The 22,724-nt window shown below is 44.2% G+C and carries 19 protein-coding genes; 14 read left to right on the forward strand and 5 right to left on the reverse strand.

Features of this window, described 5'->3' with window-relative positions:
* Positions 1-107: 107 nt before the first annotated feature.
* The 5 genes from ACHEVO_RS10195 to ACHEVO_RS10215 all read left to right on the forward strand — a co-directional run bounded on the left by ACHEVO_RS10195 (position 108) and on the right by ACHEVO_RS10215 (position 5,367).
* The gene (locus ACHEVO_RS10195; protein WP_057761477.1) at positions 108-761 is read left to right on the forward strand and encodes a UPF0149 family protein; all 654 of its coding nucleotides are present in this window, start codon (positions 108-110) and stop codon (positions 759-761) included.
* 48 nt (positions 762-809) lie between these two features.
* On the forward strand, positions 810-2,090 hold the full coding sequence (argE, locus tag ACHEVO_RS10200) for an acetylornithine deacetylase (protein ID WP_394124832.1): 1,281 nt from the start codon (positions 810-812) through the stop codon (positions 2,088-2,090).
* A gap of 175 nt (positions 2,091-2,265) precedes the next feature.
* Positions 2,266-2,994: a LysE family translocator gene (locus ACHEVO_RS10205; protein ID WP_394124833.1), complete on the forward strand. Its 729-nt coding sequence runs from the start codon at positions 2,266-2,268 to the stop codon at positions 2,992-2,994.
* Positions 2,995-3,782: 788 nt separating this feature from the next.
* Entirely contained in the window at positions 3,783-4,997 is a 1,215-nt protein-coding gene (locus tag ACHEVO_RS10210; RefSeq protein WP_394124834.1) for an RtcB family protein, read from the forward strand.
* Between the two features lie 133 nt (positions 4,998-5,130).
* Positions 5,131-5,367 carry a hypothetical protein gene (locus tag ACHEVO_RS10215; RefSeq protein WP_394124835.1) on the forward strand — a complete coding sequence of 79 codons (237 nt, stop codon included), beginning with the start codon at positions 5,131-5,133 and terminating at the stop codon, positions 5,365-5,367.
* A 101-nt stretch (positions 5,368-5,468) separates the two neighbouring features.
* Here the strand turns inward: ACHEVO_RS10215 and miaB are convergent, their stop codons facing one another.
* Positions 5,469-6,962, reverse strand: coding sequence for a tRNA (N6-isopentenyl adenosine(37)-C2)-methylthiotransferase MiaB (miaB, locus tag ACHEVO_RS10220; RefSeq protein ID WP_341610260.1), 1,494 nt, complete (start codon positions 6,960-6,962; stop codon positions 5,469-5,471).
* A 347-nt stretch (positions 6,963-7,309) separates the two neighbouring features.
* On the opposite strand from miaB, the gene ACHEVO_RS10225 reads away from it, so the two are divergent.
* The 4 genes from ACHEVO_RS10225 (at position 7,310) to ACHEVO_RS10240 (ending at position 12,515) form a co-directional block, all read left to right on the forward strand.
* On the forward strand, positions 7,310-9,442 hold the full coding sequence (locus ACHEVO_RS10225) for a lytic transglycosylase domain-containing protein (RefSeq protein WP_394124836.1): 2,133 nt from the start codon (positions 7,310-7,312) through the stop codon (positions 9,440-9,442).
* 488 nt (positions 9,443-9,930) lie between these two features.
* Positions 9,931-10,611, forward strand: a complete 681-nt coding sequence (locus ACHEVO_RS10230) for a hypothetical protein (protein ID WP_227522950.1) — start codon at positions 9,931-9,933, stop codon at positions 10,609-10,611.
* A 370-nt stretch (positions 10,612-10,981) separates the two neighbouring features.
* Positions 10,982-11,971: a malate dehydrogenase gene (locus ACHEVO_RS10235; protein ID WP_179797575.1), complete on the forward strand. Its 990-nt coding sequence runs from the start codon at positions 10,982-10,984 to the stop codon at positions 11,969-11,971.
* A 304-nt stretch (positions 11,972-12,275) separates the two neighbouring features.
* Positions 12,276-12,515 (forward strand): DUF2789 domain-containing protein, encoded by a 240-nt coding sequence (locus tag ACHEVO_RS10240; RefSeq protein WP_057761462.1) that lies wholly within the window; start codon positions 12,276-12,278, stop codon positions 12,513-12,515.
* A 79-nt stretch (positions 12,516-12,594) separates the two neighbouring features.
* Here the strand turns inward: ACHEVO_RS10240 and ribF are convergent, their stop codons facing one another.
* On the reverse strand, positions 12,595-13,662 hold the full coding sequence (gene ribF / locus ACHEVO_RS10245; protein WP_394124837.1) for a riboflavin biosynthesis protein RibF: 1,068 nt from the start codon (positions 13,660-13,662) through the stop codon (positions 12,595-12,597).
* A gap of 125 nt (positions 13,663-13,787) precedes the next feature.
* On the opposite strand from ribF, the gene ACHEVO_RS10250 reads away from it, so the two are divergent.
* On the forward strand, positions 13,788-14,498 hold the full coding sequence (locus tag ACHEVO_RS10250) for a GNAT family N-acetyltransferase (protein WP_394124838.1): 711 nt from the start codon (positions 13,788-13,790) through the stop codon (positions 14,496-14,498).
* A gap of 11 nt (positions 14,499-14,509) precedes the next feature.
* On the opposite strand, the gene ACHEVO_RS10255 is transcribed toward ACHEVO_RS10250, so the two are convergent.
* The 3 genes from ACHEVO_RS10255 to ampD form a co-directional block, all read right to left on the reverse strand.
* Positions 14,510-15,133, reverse strand: a complete 624-nt coding sequence (locus tag ACHEVO_RS10255) for a hypothetical protein (protein ID WP_394124839.1) — start codon at positions 15,131-15,133, stop codon at positions 14,510-14,512.
* A 129-nt stretch (positions 15,134-15,262) separates the two neighbouring features.
* Positions 15,263-16,813, reverse strand: coding sequence for a murein biosynthesis integral membrane protein MurJ (gene murJ / locus ACHEVO_RS10260; protein ID WP_201570656.1), 1,551 nt, complete (start codon positions 16,811-16,813; stop codon positions 15,263-15,265).
* A 112-nt stretch (positions 16,814-16,925) separates the two neighbouring features.
* Entirely contained in the window at positions 16,926-17,555 is a 630-nt protein-coding gene (ampD, locus tag ACHEVO_RS10265) for a 1,6-anhydro-N-acetylmuramyl-L-alanine amidase AmpD (RefSeq protein ID WP_394124840.1), read from the reverse strand.
* Positions 17,556-17,706: 151 nt separating this feature from the next.
* On the opposite strand from ampD, the gene ACHEVO_RS10270 reads away from it, so the two are divergent.
* From ACHEVO_RS10270 to pyrE, 4 genes are all read left to right on the forward strand, one after another.
* On the forward strand, positions 17,707-19,869 hold the full coding sequence (locus tag ACHEVO_RS10270; protein ID WP_394124841.1) for an Lnb N-terminal periplasmic domain-containing protein: 2,163 nt from the start codon (positions 17,707-17,709) through the stop codon (positions 19,867-19,869).
* Between the two features lie 125 nt (positions 19,870-19,994).
* The gene (locus tag ACHEVO_RS10275) at positions 19,995-20,834 is read left to right on the forward strand and encodes an SDR family oxidoreductase (protein ID WP_394124842.1); all 840 of its coding nucleotides are present in this window, start codon (positions 19,995-19,997) and stop codon (positions 20,832-20,834) included.
* 80 nt (positions 20,835-20,914) lie between these two features.
* Entirely contained in the window at positions 20,915-21,937 is a 1,023-nt protein-coding gene (locus ACHEVO_RS10280) for a hypothetical protein (RefSeq protein ID WP_394124843.1), read from the forward strand.
* Between the two features lie 62 nt (positions 21,938-21,999).
* Entirely contained in the window at positions 22,000-22,713 is a 714-nt protein-coding gene (pyrE, locus tag ACHEVO_RS10285; protein WP_394124844.1) for an orotate phosphoribosyltransferase, read from the forward strand.
* Positions 22,714-22,724 lie beyond the last annotated feature (11 nt).

Here is a 22,724-nt window from a genome sequence, read left to right on the forward strand (position 1 = left end):
GCATCAGGCTTTGTCTTTTCACTTTTATTTATCGATGATTTGTCCATGACATTTTATCGCGACTATTTTTATTTTATGAGCAGTAATCAATTACTAGGACATCTATTATGAATGATAATATCTCTGGCTGGAATACTTGGCTGACCGCGTTTGATGATTGGACTGACGTGTCTATCAGCGAAGTGCATGGCATGATGACAGGGCTTATGACGGCTTGTAATGCACCCGACGAAGCAACTTGGGCTAAGGTGTTTGAAGAGCTAAGCTTTGCTCCATTACCGGAGCCTGCATTGACCTTACTGACAGAAGAAGCGGAAGACATCGTTTTTCAGCTAAAAGACAAAGATGATGCCTACGCGTACATGCCGCTCATCCCAGATGATGAACATGATTTATACGAGCGCGTGATGGCGTTGAAACAGTGGGCAAACGGTTTTATGACCGGTTTCGGCATTACTGATTGTGGTTTGACCAGTGAAGAAAACGAGATGCTATCTGATTTGGCTAAGATTGGCGCAATTCGTCTCGAAGATGACGAAGATTTTGAAGGTGGGGAAGAGTCTTATCTTTACATCTATGAATTTGCTCGTATGGTACCTGTAAGCTTTGCCACGCGTAAACGCAAGGCTGTCAAAGATATCGCGCTCATCGCTGGTTTGTCTATCGATGCCAAAACAACCAAAGAGCTACAGGCAGAAGGTAAGCTACCAAAACCAATGCCGCCAGTGGTTGATGTGATGAATCATAACAATCCATCGTAAGTCAGCTCTGACACATCATAGTTCTGAAAATTGTAGTAAGGATATTTTATGATCCAAAATAACAGTAGTAATAGCGATAACGTCAGTAATAGCGATAACGTTGACAGTAGCATCGATGTCCAGCTGAAAAATGCTGAGCATCCTACTCAAAGTCTCGATTGGCTAACACGTCTCATCGCCTTTGATACGGTCAGTCGCCATTCTAATTTGGCTTTGATTAACGATGTAAAGTTGTACTGTGAGCAGTTAGGTTTGACGGTAGATTTGACCTTTAATGAGGCTGAAACTAAAGCCAATTTGTTTGTGACCGTACCAGCTGGTGAAAATGCTGATATCGTGAATAACGGTCTGGTCTTATCAGGCCATACTGACGTTGTGCCTGTCGATGGACAAGCATGGTCTTCAGAGCCGTTTACCGCGACAATACGTGGTGATAAGCTATATGGTCGCGGTGCGTGTGATATGAAGGGCTTTATCGCTTGTGTACTAACGGTATTGCCGCAAGCCGTGCAGTTGTCGAACAGTGGTCAGCTACGTCGTCCGTTGCATTTGGCATTGTCGTTCGATGAAGAGGTTGGCTGCTTGGGTGCGCCATTGATTTTGGCAGACCTAAAAGCACGTGGTATCACACCTGATTATTGTATCGTCGGTGAGCCGACCAATATGGCTATGGTGGTCGCACACAAAGGCATCGCAGTTTATCGCTGCCGTGTACATGGCAAGTCGGCGCATTCTTCATTAATCGCACAGGGTGTCAATGCTATTAGCTACGCTAGCAGATTGGTTGGCTATGTAGATACGCTTGCTGAAGAGCTCAGCGCTCGTGATGATAACGATGCGTTATTTACAGTGCCTTATTCGACATTGTCAGTAGGTACCATCCATGGTGGTACAGCGACCAATATCGTACCCAACTTATGCGAGTTTACTTTTGACTATCGTAACCTGCCGCACATGACGCAAGACGATATACTAGCGCCCATTCGAGCCAAAGTCGCTGAGCTAAATGCCCAAATGCAAGCACGCGCGCCAGAGACTGGTATTGAGCTGATGCAAGAAGAAAGCGTCCCAGCCATGACTGATAGTGATAGCGCTGAGCTACAATCGTTAATCGCTGCGCTGACAGGAGATGATGAGCGTCATAAAGTGGCTTACGCGACTGAAGGCGGTCAGTTTACCAATGCAGGTATCCCAACGATTATCTGTGGCCCTGGTAGTATTGAGCAGGCGCACAAAGCGGATGAGTATGTGGAGCTTAGCGAAATTGAACGCTGTGATGCGTTTTTAAAGAAGCTGTTAGATAGCTGTACGACTCAGCCGTCCATGTAATCGTAATTCTTCAGAAGAATGCGTGTCGGTCTTTTAATAATTTTCTCGAGACTTTTTGATATATAGGTATAAGTGACACCGTCTTAATGGCGGTGTTTATTTTTTAGTCGCATATTTAAGTCGTATAGCCGTTCGTATTAGAACCATTTACACATGACAAAGTAGGGGTGGGTTGATGTCTTGGCATCTGTTTGCAGTGTTTTTCGCAAGTACGTTTTTTATCTCAGCGACCCCTGGTCCTAATATGCTGCTGGCGTTTCAGTATGGCATGAACTATGGCGTCAAACGAACCTTATGGACGCTGGCAGGTCTGAGCCTTGGCTTGTTTGTATTACTGCTATCGACACTGCTTGGATTAGACGTAATCAGTCGCCAGTCACCGTGGCTACTGACCATTATCAAGGCCGTGGGTGCGGTATATTTAATCTATTTGGGTATCAGCTCTTGGCGCGATGCTGGCGACGGTAGCTTGATGAGTGATGCTAAAGAGTTGAGTGCCGAGGTAGCAGCAGACTATGCTGCCACTGACGGCGTACCCAGTACACCACAGCCGCGTTCACTATCTAGTGCTGCTACTAAGATAGCGCCGAGCAATACTACCTTGTTTCGTACTGGTGTTTGGGTATCATTATCTAATCCGAAAGCTATCTTGTTCTTTGCGGCATTTTTTCCTAAGTTTATCAATTTTAGCGCGCCACTATGGCCGCAATATGTCCTATTGACCATCGGCTTGTTTTTGAGTGAAACGATTTGGCAAATCGTATATACGCTAGGTGGCAAAAAGCTGGCAAGCTGGCTTGATGTTGGTAATCGCTTAGCCTGGCTCAATCGTGGTTGTGGGGTGATATTTATAATTATCGCTGCTGCTTTATTGGCTGAAGTGTTAAATAGTTTTATAGCTTAAAAACTACCGATAAGATTTCAAATTAAAGTGATTAATTAAACACACGTTTATTAAATTATTTTCTATACAAGCCAAATTAATTATTGACTTTAATTTTTAAATCGTTATTATTGGCTCATTGATTTACATTGCTTATCTTTCATAATCAATAAATCGTTTCAATTAATCTGCTATTGTCGCCATGATATTAGCCACAACCTATGGAGGAATCATCGTGTCCTATATAACTACCAAGACGTTTTTAAAGATTAAATGTGTAAACCACATGACAGCAATGACACCTTCGAAAAGGTTTGGCTAAATTTTTATATAAGCTATTGAGTGATATCCCATCTATCGATATCAACGAATAGCCTTCTGTATCTACTTGCGCTATCTCTTTTCTAAGTCTACTGTGCCAAATTTGCTCTGCGATCATGCTAAGCTATATTGCGCCTGCTGTTATCTGTTTACCTAACATTTTTCTTTACCGTTGTTGCTAATAAAGCGACTCAGGCTATGATTTAGCTAAAGCTTTTCTATGCGTATACTATTTACGCTGTGGCCGACGGTACTGATCTATATTATCTTTCTTTAAAATGTCCATAATAAATTAACCATGAATTTTTATTGATTTTTTAATTAATAAGAATACGGTTTTTTATTGCCTAAATTTTATAATTTATTAATTTTAGTTCTTATTAGACGTTTCGTTTAATTGAGATAGATAAGTAATGTCTAAAAATTATGAAGACTGGTAATTATAAAAAATGCATGGTTATTAAGATAATAAATGGAAATAACAAATTATGAGCATTCAATTAGTATTAAATGAAAATCGTAAGCAAGGCGTACCCGTCAAGATTTACACCTCGGATGTTGAGCAAGGTGCGATGCAGCAGTTACGCAATTTAGCCCAGCTAGAGTTTGTGCATTCACATATTGCAGTGATGCCCGATGTGCACGTTGGCAAAGGCGCTACAGTCGGCAGCGTGATACCGACCAAGTCAGCCATCATTCCTGCCGCAGTTGGGGTAGACATTGGCTGCGGTATGAACGCAGTACGTTTGTCCCTAACGGCAAGTGATTTGCCTGATAGCTTAAGGTCATTGCGATCGATCGTTGAGCAACAAGTGCCAGTCGGCTTCAATATGCATAAGCAAATCCAAGCCAAGAACTCAACGCTTGATCCACTAGGCAAACGCCTAAAACCGATTACTGATAAACATCCAGGTTTGCTTAAAATGCTTAAAGGTTTTGAGCGTACGTGGGCAAAGCAGTTGGGAACACTCGGCGGTGGCAATCATTTCATTGAGCTGTGCTTGGATGAGAACAATGATGTCTGGGTCATGCTGCATTCTGGCAGTCGCGGCATCGGTAATTGTATCGGTCAGTACTTTATTAACCTTGCCAAAAAAGAACGTCAATCGCGTTTTGGTCATGTACCAGATCGTGATTTGTCTTACTTTGCCGAAGGGTCTGATAGCTTTGCTGATTATGTCGAAGCAGTGAGCTGGGCGCAGGATTACGCGCTTGAGAACCGCCGCGAGATGATGCGCTTAGTGATTAAGTCATTACAGTCGCCACAAGCGGGGTTGCCACGATTTCAGCTGACCAAAGAAGCCATCAATTGTCATCATAACTATGTCAATGAAGAGGTACATTTCGGCGAGCAAGTCTATGTGACGCGTAAAGGTGCCATTAGTGCTTATGCAGGTGAGCTCGGCATTATCCCAGGATCTATGGGTGCCAAGTCCTTTATCGTCCGTGGTCTAGGCGCGGCAGAGTCGTTTTGTTCTTGCTCACATGGGGCAGGGCGACAAATGAGCCGTGGTAAAGCGATACGCGCGTTCACCATTGATGAGCTAAAAGCGCAAACCGATGGTGTCGAATGTCGCAAAGACAAAGGCGTCATCGATGAGATACCCGGCGCTTATAAAGACATTGATGAAGTCATGGCCAATCAAACTGACTTGGTTGAAGTGGTGCATACGTTGAAGCAGGTCATGTGTATTAAAGGTTAGAGAGTAAAACCATAGCGAGTCACGACGGTGTCAATCGAGCTAAATGTACTAAGTGTACTATTTGCGCTCGATTTCTTCACTAAGATGATTTTCGGTATTGGTATCTCAAGAAAATCAAAGAACAGGTAACAATATGAGCTTAAAACAAACCTTAAAAAAGGCCAAACAAATTGAACGGCAGCTAGAAAAAAAAGCTGAGACAGGTGTGCAACACTCGCTAGGCACAGTCAAGCCGCGCAACTATTTGGCACTGGATCCACTATTAAGAAAAGGTGGTATTCATGAAAAAGAAGATATCGATATCGTCCGCAAAAAACGTCGCCGCGAGACCAAGCAGCAGTTACGGAAAACAGATTGGTTATCAGAATAGTGATGATTAACATTCACTCACAAAAAAGCCGTTCGCTATTATAGTGAACGGCTTTTTTATTCTTACTCAAACTTATAATTTAACCATTGTTACCTTAACCACTAGGCCAATACTTCGATTAGCTCACCTTTCACCATGTGCGGACTGACGAAATCAGTAATACGTACGCTTACAAGTTTACCCAACAGCTCATCCATTTTCTCAACATCATGAGGGAACATAACGGTACGAGTATTATCTGCCGTACCGATTAAGCAATCAGGATGACGGTTGGCGACTTGTTCAACCAAGACGCGAGTCGTAGTGCCGACCATTTCATGAGTTTTGGCAAGCGTTGAGTCAATGATGACTTTCTGGAATTCAGCCAAGCGAGCTTTCTTGGTGGTGAAGCTTACATCATCTGGCAACTCAGCGGCTGGCGTACCTGGTCGCTTAGAATAGATAAAGCTATAAGAGTGATCGAAGTTCAACTCTTTCGCCAAGTTTAAGGTATCTTGGAAGTCTTGATCGGTCTCACCTGGGAAGCCAATGATAAAGTCACTCGACAAGTGAATATCTGGACGAATGGCCTTTAGCTTATTAATCTGATTGATATAAACATCAATCGTATGGTTGCGCTTCATCGCTGCCAAGATAGCGTTTGAGCCACTTTGAACCGGTAGATGTAAGTGCGATACTAGCTCTGGCAATTGTGCATAGGCATCAATGATGTCATCAGTGAACTCTAGCGGATGGCTGGTCGTATAGCGAATACGCTCGACACCGTCGACATGCGAGACATAATGCAATAGCTCAGCGAAACGGCAAATGCTGCCATCGTCTTTTTCGCCACGATAGCCGTTGACGTTTTGACCCAATAGGTTGATTTCACGGATACCTTGAGCGGCAAGGCTGTCAATCTCAGCCAATACGTCATCAAGTGGACGTGATAATTCTTCACCGCGCGTATAAGGCACCACGCAAAATGAGCAATACTTTGAGCAGCCTTCCATAATAGAGACAAATGCTTTGTAGCCTTCTACTCTTGGCTCTGGCAAAAAGTCAAACTTTTCGATGCTAGGGAATGACACGTCAATTGTGCCAATACGGTTTTTAGGCGCGATTTCACGTTGCTCATTTGATTGATCGTATAGCTCTGGCAGGCGATGCAAGGTTTGCGGGCCAAATACCATATCGACATAAGGCGCACGCTTTTGAATATTATCGCCTTCTTGTGAAGCGACGCAGCCACCAACGCCAATGACAAGGTCAGGGCGTTTTTCTTTTAGTTTGCGCCAGCGGCCCAATTCTGAAAAGACTTTTTCTTGCGCTTTTTCGCGGATAGAGCAGGTATTCATTAACAATACGTCGGCCTCATCGATATCATGAGTCACTTCCATACCATGCGAATCGCCGAGCACGTCTAGCATTTTGCCAGAGTCATAGACATTCATCTGACAGCCTTGGGTCGTGACAAAGACCTTTTTTGTCGCTGCTTTTTCGACGGGTGCTTGGACTGAACTTGCTTCTTTGAGTGCAGTGACAGCACGTGCGGTGACAGTCGTCTCAGCAACAGCATCGTCATCGATGCGGGGATTGAATACAGTAACACTCATAAGGATAAGTCCATGATTGACCAAAAATATAGCGGAGTAGCCGATTAACAGGTGGCGTATTTTATCACAACCCTGTGCCAATGTGAAAAATTAGCACGAGCGATAGCTCCTCAATATGATAAATAATTCATAGCAGTATCAATTATTTACTGTCGTTCATATTACTATTCATAAAAACTGCGGCTCGTTATCACTTCTATGTTACACCGTGCTGTCCTATTTATTAACAAAAGGTAAAGGAGATAGTTGAAAGCACAATGAGTATAGTATGATGATTGCTATACCCTTGGCGGTACTTAGCGAACCGTTATTCACATATTTGTAGAGATATCATAAAGAGAGTCAGTATGACAAAGTTGCGTGTTGCGCATAGCATCAAGGATGAAGAGTCTATCAGTCAAAAACACGCGTCAAAGCGAATCACAGTAGGTACGCTACGGTTGAGCGCGTTGAGCGTGGCAACAGCGGTCAGTGCACTTGGTGTGTCACAAGTCGCTTGTGCCGAGTTGACATGGGGCGATGAGGAAAGCTACCAACAAGAAAGTAACTATCAACAAGATTATCAGAAAGACAGTAGTATTGACTCATTTATGGCAGCCGCTATCGCCGCAGATCGTGGTGATGTGAGTGCGCTCTATAATTATGAGCAGGTCATGAGTGGCGGCTTGTTTGCGATGTATCCCACTTATTGGCGTATGAATCTAGACCTCAATTCACAGAGTTCAGCAGCTGTCTCGCAGTTTGTGCGTCAGTATCCAGATACGGTTATGGCTGAGAAATTGGTGGCTGATTTTGCGGAGACCAAAGCGGGGTCGAATGATTATGCCTCGGTTAGACAGGTAGCCAATTTGATTACCAATGCGGATGCCAGTGAGCGCTGTGCGGTTGCGCTTGGGTTCAATAATGGTGGTGACACCATGCGTGCTATGGCAGCCAAATCTGATGTGTGGCTGACCACCAAAAAGCAACCAGCATTGTGCGATCAGCTAGCGATGGAGATGAACAACAACGCGCTAATTAGTAATCAAGATCGTGCGGCTCGTCTCAAGCGTATGCTACGTAAAGGCAAGACTGGTGATATTATGGCATTGTCCTCACGTCTTGGTACGCCAATTGCTTATTCGGCGCTCAGTGAAATTCAGCTAAATCCGTCTTCTTTCTTTAGCCGTTTTGGTCGTGAGCCTGCAAGCCAAACCAATCAATACCTATATATGTATGCAATCGGCCGTATGGCTGATAAGTCTTATCGTGAGGCGGCGCTACAGTTAGACTTTGATATCAAACAAGACAATCAGCGCGCGGTCAGATTGTTGAATGACGAAACCCGACGCTATGCTTATCGTACGCTTGGCGTACAGCGTATGAATCACAACACTGACGATGGGTTTAACGCTGAAGCAGTCGATTGGTTCCGCAACAGTTTGGACAATGACTTTAATTTTGAAGAAGCTGAAGATTACGCTATGGCGGCGATTCGCTTCGGTCGTTGGGATGATGTGGTAGAAGCTATCTCAAAAATGGATGGCGAAACGCAAAAAGAAGCCCAGTGGCAGTATTGGCTAGCTCGTGCGTATGAGCAGTCAAGCGATAGTAGCAAGCGTAATACGTCCAAAAAAATGTATCAGAACCTAGCAAAGAGTAATGACTACTATGGTTTGATGGCAAAAGATAAAATAGGGCAGCGTTTCGATGCCAGCCGTTTAGGTGGTAGTAATTTGCCTAATGTTAGTACTGCTGACCGCGCGCGTGTCATGCAAGACGCTAACTTCGCTCGTGCGTTTGCGTTATACAACTCTGAGGCTAGTCGTGCTTATGCCAATCGCGAGTGGAACTGGGCGGTGAAGCAAGCTCGTGATAATCGTGATGACAATTTGATTATTGCCGCTGCTCGTCAAGCCTATGATATGGGCTGGCTCGATCGAGCGATTTATGCGGTTGATAATACTGATAGGGTGGATAGCTTAGCACTCTCGCATCCAATGCCGCATCAAAGCGCAGTCGTACGTTATAGTGAGGCAGCAGGTATTGATCCAGCATGGGCGTACGGTATTATGCGTCAAGAAAGCCGTTTCGTATCTTCTGCGCGCTCAAACGTAGGCGCGAGTGGACTGATGCAAGTCATGCCTGATACCGCAAAATATATCGCTCGTAACCTAGGCGAGACGTATAGTGCGAGCCGTGCCAATAGCGGTGATACCAATATCCGCTATGGTACGTGGTATATGGGTGATATTTTGGGCAAACTCAATTATCAGCCAGTATTGGCAACCGCAGGCTATAATGCTGGACCTAATAATGCCAAACGCTGGCAGCCAGTTTATGGCTCACTTGCTGCAGATCAGTATGTAGAGTCGATTGCATTTCCTGAGACACGTAACTATGTCAAACACGTGATGGAAAACGCCACTATCTACAGCAGTCTATTGGGTCGTGGTCAGCCGATTACTCAGCGTATGGGTACGGTGCCAGCTGGCTTTTAATCACTGAACTTGCATTTGATAAACCACTAATGATTTATTGTTAGTGGTTTATTTTTATCTACTGATTTGCTTTGTCAATTGATCAACTCTGATTTGCCCAAGCAGCACTCATCTAGCTAAAATAAATTTCATATTTTTTATCCTTCAGTACTTTATAAACATTTATCGAGCTTCCTGACGATGTCGTCAACGTTTACGTTTTTGCTATAGATTAAAAAAAACGTTTTGTTACCATTGCCTTAATGGGAAACCCTATTTTTCAGTCTTGTTCTTAGGTCAATACGTGTTTTATGTATCGCGTCTAATGATTTAAGTTATAGCCTATGTCTTATCATTGCTAACTAACTGCCTTCAGTCCTATGATCAAAAAATATTTTAGTCTGTCTACGTCGCCAAAAACCAAATATTCGTTATCTAATCGGATATGCTTTTTATCGAAGGCAAATACAAAGACAGATACAAACCTGAGCAACAAGGCTGCTAACTCTATGATGCGATTGCGTGCAGGTTTGGCTAGCAAACACCGTGTAGGTAGTACTAAAGCAACGATGAGCTTCGGCGCTTTAATACTTATACAAGGCGTTATACTGCTACCAGCACAGGCGGCTAGCACGGTTAAGACTGGTCAGCGCGTATTGATGATTGAGATGACCCCAGCATTATGTAATATGCAGCCAACGCGGGCACGTATGCGTCAGTGTTTAGAAGGGTATTCATTGACCGTATCTGGTCTGGATATGGGATATGGCGAGCGCTGCGGTCGTGGTAGTGAGCCACGTCTCACACCGCTACAACTAAAAGTCGTTAACCGAATCATGCCTGACACAACGGTACGTAGCCAAACGTGGCAACGTTACGGAGCCTGTAGTCCGCTTAGCGCTAGCAGTTACTTTCGGCAGATTACTAACTATGCAGGTGGATTAAAGCTACCGAATGAGCTAAATACGGGTAATAGTTATACCGTTTCCAAATCACGATTTATCAGTCAAATGACCCGTCTCAATAGTGGTATGTCATCAAACAGTGTGGATCTCATCTGTCAAGAAGGCAGCCGTCGCCAATCGATACTTACTGATATACACGTGTGTTATGAAGGTAGTGATTTTGGGACTTGTCATGACGTTATAGACAGCTGTGGCAGTAAATTTATCATTTCAGGTGGACGATAGCCTTTACTTAGTTACCTGCTCAAACTTCTTTTTTGATACCATTTTTCATTTCACTTAGCCCAACTTAATAGTGCAAATTGCCTATTTTGACCATTGTATCTACGTATAATACAGTGAAAATATGCTTTAGTTATCATGTACTGAAACCCTCTAGCGCTTTATTCGTAAGCGCTTAGCCTCTATAGAGCTCCTCTCGTATAAAATGTAACAATATAATCCCTGACGGGTCTATGACTGTATCTAGACGGTCACTGCGATGAAGTGCTACACTAGCTCTCGGTTTATACATGCTGCTATGCGGCAAACAAGTCGATATCTAAAATGATAATCGTTCATTAGAATTATCTAATAATTAATTAGGGAGTATTCAATGTCAATGAAACAGCCTTTACGTGTTGCCGTCACTGGTGCCGCTGGTAATATCAGCTACGCGATGCTATTTCGTATTGCATCTGGCGAGATGCTAGGTAAAGATCAGCCAGTTATTTTGCAATTACTTGAAATTACGCCAGCTCTTGACGCCCTAAAGGGTGTGGTCATGGAACTAGAAGACTGTGCATTCCCATTGTTGGCTGGTATCGTCCAAACTGACGATGCTAACGTCGCATTCAAAGATATCGATTATGCTTTACTGGTTGGTGCACGTCCTCGTGGCCCAGGTATGGAGCGTAAAGATTTGCTAGAAGCCAACGCTGCGATTTTCTCAGCACAAGGTAAAGCATTGAACGAAGTCGCTAGCCGTGATGTAAAAGTATTGGTAGTCGGTAACCCTGCCAACACGAACGCACTTATCGCTCAGCGTAATGCACCAGATCTTGATCCACGCAACTTCACTGCAATGACTCGTCTAGACCATAACCGTGCTATGGCACAGTTGGCTGGCAAGACTGACAGCACTGTAAATGACGTGAAGAAAATGATCATCTGGGGCAACCATTCGTCAACTCAGTATCCAGATCTAACCGCTTGTACAGTAAACGGCAAGCCTGCGCTAGATTTAGTTGATCGTGAATGGTACGAAGCGACTTATATCCCAGAAGTACAACAGCGCGGTGCTGCGATCATTAAAGCTCGCGGTGCATCATCTGCCGCTTCTGCTGCCAACGCTGCTATCGCACACATGCGTACGTGGGCGCTAGGTACTGATGAAAACGATTGGGTATCTATGGGCGTTTACTCAAACGGCGAATATGGTATTGCTGAAGGTTTGATCTACTCATTCCCATGCACATGCACTAACGGCGACTGGTCTATCGTAGACGGCGTTGATGTATCATCAGACTTCTCGAAAGAGAAAATGGCTGCCACTGAGCAAGAGCTTAGTGAAGAGCGTGATGCAGTAGCACATTTACTACCGTAAATCTAAGCTGCTATCCAGTAAGCTATGATGTAAGTAGTAAAGATAAGTAGTACAAAAAAGCCCTCTTAAATATGAGGGCTTTTTTTATGTCTATAAGAAATAGGCAGATGAGAGCAATTTAATCATCATTTTGAACGAATAAAATCAGTTTACCGTTAATACAATTGATAACGTTAGATAAACGTTGATTAACAGCTATTAAAATAAAGCTTGCTACAATGAATGTGTCAATTTGAATAATAAGCACATTAAACAATAAGTACGAATAAGTACGACCATATTCGTACCATTTAAGGAGAAAATTATGTTGGGTGAACCAGAATATAGTATGAATGAGTTATTTGCTCAGTTAGGTCTAGACAGCTCTGATGAAGCAATTGATAATTTTATCGCAGCAAATCAATTAGCTAGCGAAGAAAAACTGACAGAGGCTAGCATTTGGACGGATAATCAGCGTATGTTCCTGCAGGAAGAATGGCAAAAAGATGCAGCATGGGTAGAAACCATCGACGAGCTAAATGTCCGTTTGCATCCTGACGCATAAAGACTTATAAGCATATTTAAAGAACCCCGTGATAGTCTTAATATCGCGGGGTTTTTTATATCTGGAGGAACACTAAACCTTAAATTTGCTTGTCGCGCCACTCAAGTAAGTCTGCAACATCTTGATGAATACCCGCTTTTAATGCTTCTATTCCATCATAGCGACGCTCACCGTGCAAAAAGTGTAGGAAACGTACGTGTAAGTTCAATCCGTATAAATCAGCTTGCAACTGTGGAAAGTGGACTTCTAGTCGCCAGTCATCACCTTTATCAACAGAAGGTCTTTTACCAATATTAGCCGTGCCGAACAAACTATGCGGACGCAATCCGGCAACACCTGTATGACCGTCGGTGGCAAGCGCAGTCAAACCATCAGCGATCACATTACCATTGTCATCTAAGCTCACCACATCGACTGCAAAAATACCATGCAGGGCAGGCTTTATTCGTTGCAAATCGATATTTGCGGTAGGAAAGTCTATTGTTCGACCTATCTGGTCGCCGCGCACAACCACTCCTGTGATTGCATAGTCACGACCAAGCAACCGGTTGGCCGCCTGAAGGTCACCTGCCAATAGTAAATCACGAACGCGAGTAGAGCTGATACGGGCAGCGTCGTTATCGGTCGTATCAATACTGTCGCTATCAGTACTACTATCAGTAACCGTATGCAGGTTGGTCACATCCAAACCATAATCACGCAAAAACTGACTGTCGCCAGTACGATCATGGCCGAAGCGAAAGTCATCACCCAGCACCAACGCTTTTACATTCAAACGCTTGGCTAATATATCGGCAAAAGCTTGTGCTGATAGCGAGCGAAATTCTGTATCAAAACCTGCTACGATCAATGTTTCAACACCATATTCTGCTAGCAGTGCTTGCTTCTCTGCCAGATTGGTCAAACGTGCAGGCGCTTTAGCAGGTGCAAAAAACTCGCGTGGCTGCGGCTCAAATATCATGACCGCTGCACCCAAATCTTGGGTATGCGCAATCTCACGAACTTGGGCTAGCATGGCTTGATGACCAAGGTGCACACCGTCAAAATTACCGATAGTGAGCACGCAAGATGCCAACTCTACTGGGACAGTGTCCGTAGATGAGGTGTGTGGCGACGAAATCAGTTGCTCAAGAAAATAGGTTTTCATAAGTTTTCAGCTATGATGAGACCAAATAAAAAACGAAAAAACACATCTATGCTTAAAATTGATGTGTCTAAAACCAGCCATTATAAAGTAAAATAGCCACACTAACATCCTATAGTCTACGTGTAATGCAAGTATGGCGCATAGGGTGGCTATTCTTTATTGCCAATGATGCTAATACCAACCCTAACAACAATCTCGACAACGATGGAGATCTTATGTCTGCTGCTGCCTTAAATACTATACCAACCGACCTATCGACATATCAGCTTACCGATCAGTTCGTTGTGCAGCGTGCAAGTAAAGAAGATTTACCAGAAGTTTTAGCCATTTATAATCAAAGCATACCGGGCAAACAAGCAACAGCCAATCTTGCATTGGTTACGCTAGAGGAGCGTGCTGCTTGGTTTAATGAACATTTGGATAGCACAACCAGACCGATATATGTGGTCAAAGTACTACCATCAGATGATGGAGCTCAGACAAAGGCGCCAATAGTCGCATGGGGCAGCTTCAGCGATTTGTACGCGCGTACGGCCTATCACATTAGTACCGAGATTAGCATTTATCTAAATCAAGATTATCAAGGCAAAGGGTTAGGCAGTTTGCTGACTCGTTGGATGTTGACGCAAGCACCAAGCCTAGGTATTCGAAATATCATCGCCCTCGTCTTTGCTCACAACCATCCAAGCTTAGGATTGTTCCGTAAGCTTGGCTTTGAGCAATGGGGTTATATGCCCGAAGTCTGCGATATGGAAGGGTTTATCGCTGATGTTGTGATGCTTGGTAAATCAGTGACATCAGACGATATCTCAGATAAAGCGTCTGAAACAATTTAGCTTAAAACGCTCTAACCTAAAATCTTCCATTGACCTTCTATCTTCTGTAGCTGGTAGGTCAGTGGTGCAGGTTCGCTCTGTCCTTTTAGCATCAGCTCGCCAGTGATGGTGGCACGAGTTTTATCATCATTATATTTGGTATCAGTAATCGTAACGCCATCCACCGTTTGCTGAAACGCAGACTGGGTATTGGCAAGCTCTTCTTCGAAGTTTGCCATATCGACTTGGTAGTATGATGCTGCATCCTTCACGTCACCGTAATATAAACTGTTTAGGGCTTGCTTGACAGTATCCTCTGGCGTACCGGCTTGAGTCGGATTGGTCACTAGGCTTTTCTGTTTAGGCGCATCGGTAACTGGATTAATATTGTTACTATCAATCGCTGTCTTATCTTCAGTGCCATCTGTAATTTTGCCTGTTTCGCTAGCACTGTCATCGGTCATTGCTTGGTCAGTCGTATCATTGTCTAATGTGATGTCTTCTGAGGTATCCACAGTCGCTACCACATCTTCATTATCGGTAGCAGTTTCAGCCGACTCATTATTGCTACAACCGCTAATAAGTAATCCAGTGCTTAGTACACCAGTTGCTAGCAAAATTGGTAAGCGCTGAAAGATTGGCTGTTTCGTTGTCATATTAAACCTCAAATGTCATTTATTCATTAGTGATCTATTATGACAATTATTCGCAGCGCGCATTGTCATTTCTCATAACAGGCTTGTTTTGGTTTCGTAAGCCTGCCATAAGTTTGCTTATACTTTGTCCTAACCGTGCTTTAGCTGACGCGGACGGAACCCTGTCGCTAGCAATACCACACCGTAAACCAGCGCTCCGACGGCACACATAATAATCAGCGCGACGATACGCTGCCACTGAGCCTCATCGGTAGGGAAGTAAGGGAGCATAAAATAAAGCACGCCAATCATAGAGCCAGTCGAGATAGCAAACTGCGTAAACAGCTTTTTCCAATGCGGACCGAAACGGAAAATATCACGCTTATGTAAGAAGTAATATAGCAAGCCTGCGTTTACAAAAGCAGCGCCAGTCGTAGCCAATGCCAGACCACCATGTAAGGGTATCTCTAAGAAATAGAATATCCCGATAAAAATAACGCTAAAGATCATATTGGCGATGACAGAGATGATGCCGATTTTGACAGGGGTTCTAGTGTCTTGCCGCGCAAAGAATGCAGGAGCAAATATCTTAATGAGCATAAATCCTAAGATACCACCTGCCATACTACGTAGAGCCAGTGAGCTCATTTGAGCGTCACGTAAGGTAAACTCACCGCGTAAAAACAGCGCTTGCATCAGTACATCTGCCAGTACAAATAAGGCAGCCGAGGCAGGCACACCGACCAAGATGATAAGACGTGCTGCCCAGTCGATGGTCTTTTTGAAACTGACGTCGTCTTTTTGAGCTTCACTTTTTGATAGGCTTGGTAAGATGACGGTACCAATCGCCACACCAATCAGACCCAACGGCAGCTCGCTCATACGTTCAGCTGCATAGAGCCAAGAGACGGAACCGCCAATCATCAATGAGGCAAAGATAGTGTTCAACAGTAAATTGATCTGAGTGACAGAAACACCAAAGATAGCAGGTAACATCAATTTTAAAATTCGACGAACGCCTTCGTGCTGAAAATCAATCTTTGGCGCGACAAGCAGCTTTTGTTGCCAGAGTTGCGGCAGTTGAATCAAGAACTGTAGCAAACCTGCGATGGCGACTGCATAGCCGAGTGCCATAATAGGCGTATCAAACATTGGCGCAAAAATCAGTGCGCCACCAATCATACACAGGTTCAATAACACGGGCGCAAAGGCGGGCGCGGCGAAACGACCGTAGCTTTGCAAAATGCCACTGGCAAAAGCTGTCATAGAAATGAATAGCAAATACGGAAAGGTAAGACGCAGTAACTCAGCGGTGATGGCAAACTTGTTGGGTTGATCGGCAAACCCAGGGGCAAACAACGTCACCACCCAAGGTGCGATTAAGATGACCACTACCGTAAGCATCGATAGCACTAGCAACAATGCGCCCGAGGTACGACTGACCAAAATCTGCACTTGTTGTAAGCTGTATTTTTCCTTGTACTCAGATAGCACAGGAACGAATGCTTGGCTAAACGCACCCTCCGCAAACAGTCGTCGTAAGAAGTTTGGGATTTTGAAGGCGACCAAAAAGGCATCCATCAAACCACCTGCACCAAAAACCCCTAGCAATACAACATCACGTACCAAACCTAAAATACGCGATAACATGGTCATACTACTGACCACCATGGTTGAACGAAATAACCGACTTTTTGCCATGAGAACCTATCTTGCTAAGTTGTATATTGAGTTATGTGCCGATGTGATATGGATGAAAAACTGACGAATTATATCACTTTCACCATTGAGATAAATGGATTGAGTGTGGAAATCACTTATGTGACGGTGCATCGTTTTTCGTTGCATCAGTAACTAACTGGCGCAACCTTGCCCATTCAAAATAATCACCAGGGTCAGTCTTACGCCCAGGCGCGATATCGCTATGGCCTGTCAAGTGGCGACGTGTTTTGGGATAGGCCTTATAGATGGCGGCAATTACGTCGGCTAGCTTCTTATATTGAGCAGAGGTGAAGGACACAAAATCCGACCCTTCAAGCTCAATGCCAATGCTATAATCATTACATTCAGGTCGACCTAAGTAGCTAGACCGTCCAGCATGCCACGCCCGTTCGTTGAAATTGACAAACTGAGTGATAGCACCATCACGTTCGATAAGTAAATGCGCTGATACTTCTGCGCCTTTGATTGTTTGAAAATAAGGATGAGCATCCCAGTCCAATTGATTGGTAAATAATGCTTTCACGTAATGCGTACCGTTAGTGTCGCAGGCACCAAATTCATTCGGTGGTAGGCTGATATTGTGTACGACGATGGCGTCAATACTTAAACCTTTTGGCCTTACATTGTAATTGGGTGAGGCTAGCCAAGTGGCTGCTGATAGTAGACCATCTTTGATGGACATTGGTGAGGTAGATGCTGAGTTTGGTGATAATACGGGCATAATACTCTCTTTTTATACTAGTATTGATAATGGTGTGATAGATAATCTATCTAAATAGCTAAACGATAGTGGGCGACGTGTTTGGTTTTTTGACCCAGAAACTTTAATAACGCTGATAGCGTATGAATAATAACGTGCGAGATTTTAACTCATGTCTATAAAACTGACGTCCATACCTATCGATTGTACGCTAATGACCATTGGCCTGCGAGCACGTCTGCCATTAGCTGTAGCAGGGTTATTGCTCTCGGCTCAAACACAGGCGTTTTTACCAACGCCGCTCTCTGTCCTTGAATCAGATACATTGTCACCTGAGGCATCTAGCATAGCACCTACTAGCACAGCACCTACTTATTCTAATTCAAATGCATTATCCGAGCCGGATAATATTAATAGTGCTGAACCTAATATTCAAAATAGTACTTTATCTGAATCAGGCTTAGCGACAGAACAGCTATTATCGAGATGGCGTCAACAAGTAAAAACAGGCAAGTTGGCACAGCATACAACATGGCGACGCTTGTTGTATTTTTACGATGATAAAAACAGTGTATTCAGCAAAAAGAAAACCGAGAGTTTGGTTGATGATCCGAGCTTTTTTTTAAGTAAAAATGGTCAACGAGATTCAGGTGCAGAGTTAGATGCGATGCTTGTGGCACTCGCAAAAGAGTTGGCATCATCATCAGCGACTGATAACGACGAAGCAAGAACTGTTACCAATGATAATTCTGTCTTATGCCGTTTCCCAGCGCGAGTACAATGGCTGACTGATACGTTGAATATTGACGACACAACGATACAAGTTGATTGTCCAGAGCTGGATGAGTGGATGTCGACATTAGCGCCTGAGCAGCTATCTATCATGTTTGCGCAGGAATATTTGGACAATCCGCTCTCTGCGTTTGCTCATACGCTGTTACGCATTGACTCAAAAGCGAGTATCGCCGATCCAAACCAAATTGATAAGGCTTATGCGCTGAACTATACGGTAGACGGTGATCCAAACGACAGTTTTCCAGTCTATGCTACTAAGTCAATGATTGGTAGTTACAACAGCGCTATCGAAATTGATCCTTATCCAGAGATGCTAGCGAAATACCTGCAAGATGATGAACGTGATACGTGGACATATCAGTTGAGTCTGACGCCAGCGGAAGTGCAGCAGATTATGCGTCACGTTTGGGAAACCAAAGCATTAAAGATGCCGTATTACTTTACCACGGACAATTGTGCTTCTGAGATTCTGCGTCTTATTGATGTGGTCCGTCCGCAGCAAAACTTACTGAGCCAACTGTCTTACGCCGTCGTGCCTTCTGACGTGATTCAGTTATTAAATGACGAGCAGTTGCTGGCAAGTAAAACTTATACGCCTGCTGATAATACCTTACGTCAAAATCAGCTAAATGAGGAAAAACAACAGCGCGCGCAGTTGGGCTATCATAATAGCGCCAAACAAACCGTGAATGAGATTAAGTCTGCGCAGCTCAACCCTGTATCGAGCATGTCAGCTGATGGGCAAACACTACTCAAGCGTCAAATCGACGTATCGGATAATAATCCGATAGACAGGCATCCGCTACAACTGGGTACGATAGGTATAGGGCAGCGTGGCGATGATGATTATATGGATATTGGGTTTCGAGCGGGGTTTCATGATACGCTTGACCACGCCTCAGGGTATCCACAATTCTTTAATTTAGAAGGGCTGGCTGCGACATTACGACTGTATGACACAGATAACAATAAACCCAATCAGCCAGACAGTGTGGTCTTGCAAAACGTCACGTTGATTCGTGGCCGCTCTTTTAACCCTGTTAATGCTGCCAAAAAAGGCAATACTTGGGGCGCCAGTATCGAGGCGATGCGAGTGAACGATGGATCGCAAGAGGCAGGTACGGATCATTTAGTCGGTAGTGTGGGTTACGAGAAAGGCTGGTCATGGGCATTTGGTACACCAGTTGCAGGTACTGGTGAGATGCCGCCGCAACTGTGCTATACGTTTTTGGCAGGTACAGGGCAAGTAGGACGCGGTATCAATAAAGGCTTTCGTCTAGGTGCAGGTATCAATGCAGGTTGCCGTTATCAGATTAACAATCAGTTACGCGCGCAAGCTGAATTGCAATTGCCATATTGGTATCATGGCAACAGCGATGAATCCAACGTTCGTGGTCATTATTGGCAACCAATCTCAAGCCTAGGTCTGCAATACGACCTTGATAAAAAACAAGCCCTACGTATCAATGCAAATTACGAATGGCAAGAACGTATCGATGCCAATGATGATATACAGCTATCGTACAGACGATACTTTTAGTCACTGATTTAGATATTGGTTTAGACACTGATTTAGCCGTTGATTTAGGCATTAATTTAAACAAAACGGCTTCTAAGCGCTGTAATGGTTGTATAAAGGAAGTTGTATAAAGGAAAACATGCTTTATGAGTACGCAAAATTTACTAATTATTGGTCAAGGTGCTATCGGCCTGCCAGTAACCAATAAACTTGCCCAAGATGGCTATTGTGTGACTGGGCTGGCTCGTAGTGAGCGCCACCATTATGATTTGATAGATAGCGCAGATTTTCTGCAGGCTGATGCGTTGACGCTGACGGCTGAGCAGCTACAAGCGTTTACTCATATTGCGATTATCGTCACCCCTGACGAGTACTCGACCAGCGGTTATCACGACAGTTATCTAGCGATTAATCAGCATTTAGCAACGCTTGCTCCACAGCTCACCAAACTTGAACGTGTGGTATTTATTTCTTCTACTGGTGTCTATGGTCAGGACAATGGCGAGTGGATTGATGAGCATACTGCACCTATTACGCCTGCGCGTGAAGCCTCGAAATTCATATTGCAAGCAGAACAAGCGCTGCAACAAGGCTTCGGTGATAAAGCCATTATTATTCGCCCCAGTGGTATCTATGGGCGCGAGCGCTTAATGCGACTACGTAAGGCTCGTGAACCAAATAAAGATCCAGTCCCAGCTGAGCATTGGAGCAACCGTATTATGGATCGCGACTTGGTCAATATCATCACTAAAGTGTTGACGATAGAAACACCAGAGTCTGTCTATCTAGCAACGGACTATCGACCTGTTACTACGTTTGAGCTAGGGGTTTGGCTTAGTGAGCAGGTTGGCGAGACACCTCCTACTATTGATAATACAAAAACCTCAGTGACAGGAAAACGCTTGCACAGCAACATTCCGTTAGCTTGGCTTGATTATGCTGATTGGCAGACAGGCTACCGAGATATTTTAAATCATCAAGAGTAAGCCTTTAGAGTTAAGCCCTAAAGAGTAAAATAGCCCTTGATATAATCGTTTTTATTTGTTTTACAGTTTATGGAGATTTCATGTCCCAGCCTTCTACTTCTGACGATCGTTTGTCTCATGCTAATCTGGCAGCAGAAGGCGGGCAGCTAGCAGAAGGTCATGTCCAAAAAAAGGCTGAGCAATCGTCTATATTAGCTGATTCACAGCAACCTGCGATCGTACATCCTAACTTTGATCCCAAACAATCTCCTCTTGACCCTGCCAGACCATTGAGTGATATTCCTGAGCCTGCTCGTCGCCTAAATGGTCAACTGCGCAGGCTCTACGGTAACTCGACTCGGTTCTATCAGCCCAATGCAGACAGCTTATCGAAATGGTCGCTGATAGCCTCAGAAGCGCTGGCTGAGCATTTATCATTGCTGAATGCAGCACAGCTTATTGCATTGCCGGATAGCTTTTATCAAAATCATAGTGAGCAGCCACTAATATCGACATTATCAGATATGACGTTGTTAGATATGTCGGATATTCAGCAGGCGATTCGGGCTTATCCAAAACTGAACCGTTACGGGTTTTTGCCTATTGATAACTCTACAGTGACTGAATCAGATAACGACTCAAATAATGACAGAAAGGCTGAGAAGCCTGCATTATCTATGCGCGCATTGACCAAACGTTATAATCCTGATGAGCTACTCAATAGTCTGTATGCCGACGATTGGCAAGTGATACTACAACCGCAGCAGTTTGATACAGGTGAGGGCAGTTTGGCCACAGATATCATGGCATGTAGCGTGGCCGTCCATGCGCTAAAGCAATGCAGTAGCCGTAAAAGTATCAATCATAGTTATAGCGCCGCAGAAATCTGCCAGCATGTGCGTAGCTATTTGCTCAGTCAGATCATTTGTGAGCCGTCGCAACGCCACGCATATCGTCAGATTCGACTATTTGCTGGTCACATTATTGTTGCCGCTTATCATTTGGGTTGGGAGATGCAAGTCCGAGCAGATGGACAGAGCTATTTTAATATCTCGTCGCGGAGTGGTTTGTTGACTCGCTATGCCAATATGCAGGATTATGAGATCAATGGTTGGTCAAGCTGATCAATAATGCGTACAATAATGCAAATTTTTTGTCCCCTCTTTTTGCTGATAGGAATGTCATAATGTCTCATGTAACACGCCCTCAAGACCCTACATTTTCATCTCATCAATTTATTCAACTGGCTCTAGACAACCAAGTGCTCAAATTCGGTGAGTTCGTTCTAAAGTCTGGTCGTATCAGTCCGTACTTTTTTAATGCAGGTTTGCTTGCGACTGGTGAGATGTTGTCGTTACTAGCACGTGGTTATGCAGATGCCTTAGCTGAACAAATAAGTGCAAATAATGACGATAATGAGCAAGAGCTAGTCATCTTTGGTGCGGCTTACAAAGGTATTCCTTTTGTCGCAGCGACAGCGCAAGCGTTATGGCTACATCATGGTATTAATGCTAAATGGGGCTATAACCGTAAAGAAGCCAAAACTCATGGCGAAGGCGGCAATTTGGTCGGTGCTGACGTAACTGGCAAGGCTGTTTGGGTACTTGACGACGTCATCACAGCGGGTACAGCCATGCGCGAAGTAGTCGAGATTTTAGAGCAAGCAGGCGCAAGCGTTGCTGGTATTCTCGTCGCACTTGATCGTAAAGAAAAAGGTCAAGCAGAGCACTCTGCTATTCAAGAGCTTGCCGCGACACTAGAAGTGCCCGTACGTGCATTGGTCGATATTGATGATTTGATCAGTTATTTGGCTGATGACCATGGTGCACAAAACGGCCAGCATAAAGACGCGACCCAGTTAGCCAAAATGCAACACTACCGTGAGCAGTACGGCGTATAGTTGGGCACTGA

Source organism: Psychrobacter nivimaris, from assembly GCF_043419765.1.
Lineage (GTDB): Bacteria > Pseudomonadota > Gammaproteobacteria > Pseudomonadales > Moraxellaceae > Psychrobacter.

Excerpts from the sequence above, each read along its gene's own strand:
- ACHEVO_RS10195 (WP_057761477.1), top strand. The coding sequence starts at position 108 with ATGAATGATAATATCTCTGGCTGGAATACTTGGCTGACCGCGTTTGAT.
- argE (WP_394124832.1), top strand. The coding sequence starts at position 810 with ATGATCCAAAATAACAGTAGTAATAGCGATAACGTCAGTAATAGCGAT.
- ACHEVO_RS10205 (WP_394124833.1), top strand. The coding sequence starts at position 2,266 with ATGTCTTGGCATCTGTTTGCAGTGTTTTTCGCAAGTACGTTTTTTATC.
- ACHEVO_RS10210 (WP_394124834.1), top strand. The coding sequence starts at position 3,783 with ATGAGCATTCAATTAGTATTAAATGAAAATCGTAAGCAAGGCGTACCC.
- ACHEVO_RS10215 (WP_394124835.1), top strand. The coding sequence starts at position 5,131 with ATGAGCTTAAAACAAACCTTAAAAAAGGCCAAACAAATTGAACGGCAG.
- miaB (WP_341610260.1), bottom strand. The coding sequence starts at position 6,962 with ATGAGTGTTACTGTATTCAATCCCCGCATCGATGACGATGCTGTTGCT.
- ACHEVO_RS10225 (WP_394124836.1), top strand. The coding sequence starts at position 7,310 with ATGACAAAGTTGCGTGTTGCGCATAGCATCAAGGATGAAGAGTCTATC.
- ACHEVO_RS10230 (WP_227522950.1), top strand. The coding sequence starts at position 9,931 with ATGATGCGATTGCGTGCAGGTTTGGCTAGCAAACACCGTGTAGGTAGT.
- ACHEVO_RS10235 (WP_179797575.1), top strand. The coding sequence starts at position 10,982 with ATGTCAATGAAACAGCCTTTACGTGTTGCCGTCACTGGTGCCGCTGGT.
- ACHEVO_RS10240 (WP_057761462.1), top strand. The coding sequence starts at position 12,276 with ATGTTGGGTGAACCAGAATATAGTATGAATGAGTTATTTGCTCAGTTA.
- ribF (WP_394124837.1), bottom strand. The coding sequence starts at position 13,662 with ATGAAAACCTATTTTCTTGAGCAACTGATTTCGTCGCCACACACCTCA.
- ACHEVO_RS10250 (WP_394124838.1), top strand. The coding sequence starts at position 13,788 with ATGCAAGTATGGCGCATAGGGTGGCTATTCTTTATTGCCAATGATGCT.
- ACHEVO_RS10255 (WP_394124839.1), bottom strand. The coding sequence starts at position 15,133 with ATGACAACGAAACAGCCAATCTTTCAGCGCTTACCAATTTTGCTAGCA.
- murJ (WP_201570656.1), bottom strand. The coding sequence starts at position 16,813 with ATGGCAAAAAGTCGGTTATTTCGTTCAACCATGGTGGTCAGTAGTATG.
- ampD (WP_394124840.1), bottom strand. The coding sequence starts at position 17,555 with ATGCCCGTATTATCACCAAACTCAGCATCTACCTCACCAATGTCCATC.
- ACHEVO_RS10270 (WP_394124841.1), top strand. The coding sequence starts at position 17,707 with ATGTCTATAAAACTGACGTCCATACCTATCGATTGTACGCTAATGACC.
- ACHEVO_RS10275 (WP_394124842.1), top strand. The coding sequence starts at position 19,995 with ATGAGTACGCAAAATTTACTAATTATTGGTCAAGGTGCTATCGGCCTG.
- ACHEVO_RS10280 (WP_394124843.1), top strand. The coding sequence starts at position 20,915 with ATGTCCCAGCCTTCTACTTCTGACGATCGTTTGTCTCATGCTAATCTG.
- pyrE (WP_394124844.1), top strand. The coding sequence starts at position 22,000 with ATGTCTCATGTAACACGCCCTCAAGACCCTACATTTTCATCTCATCAA.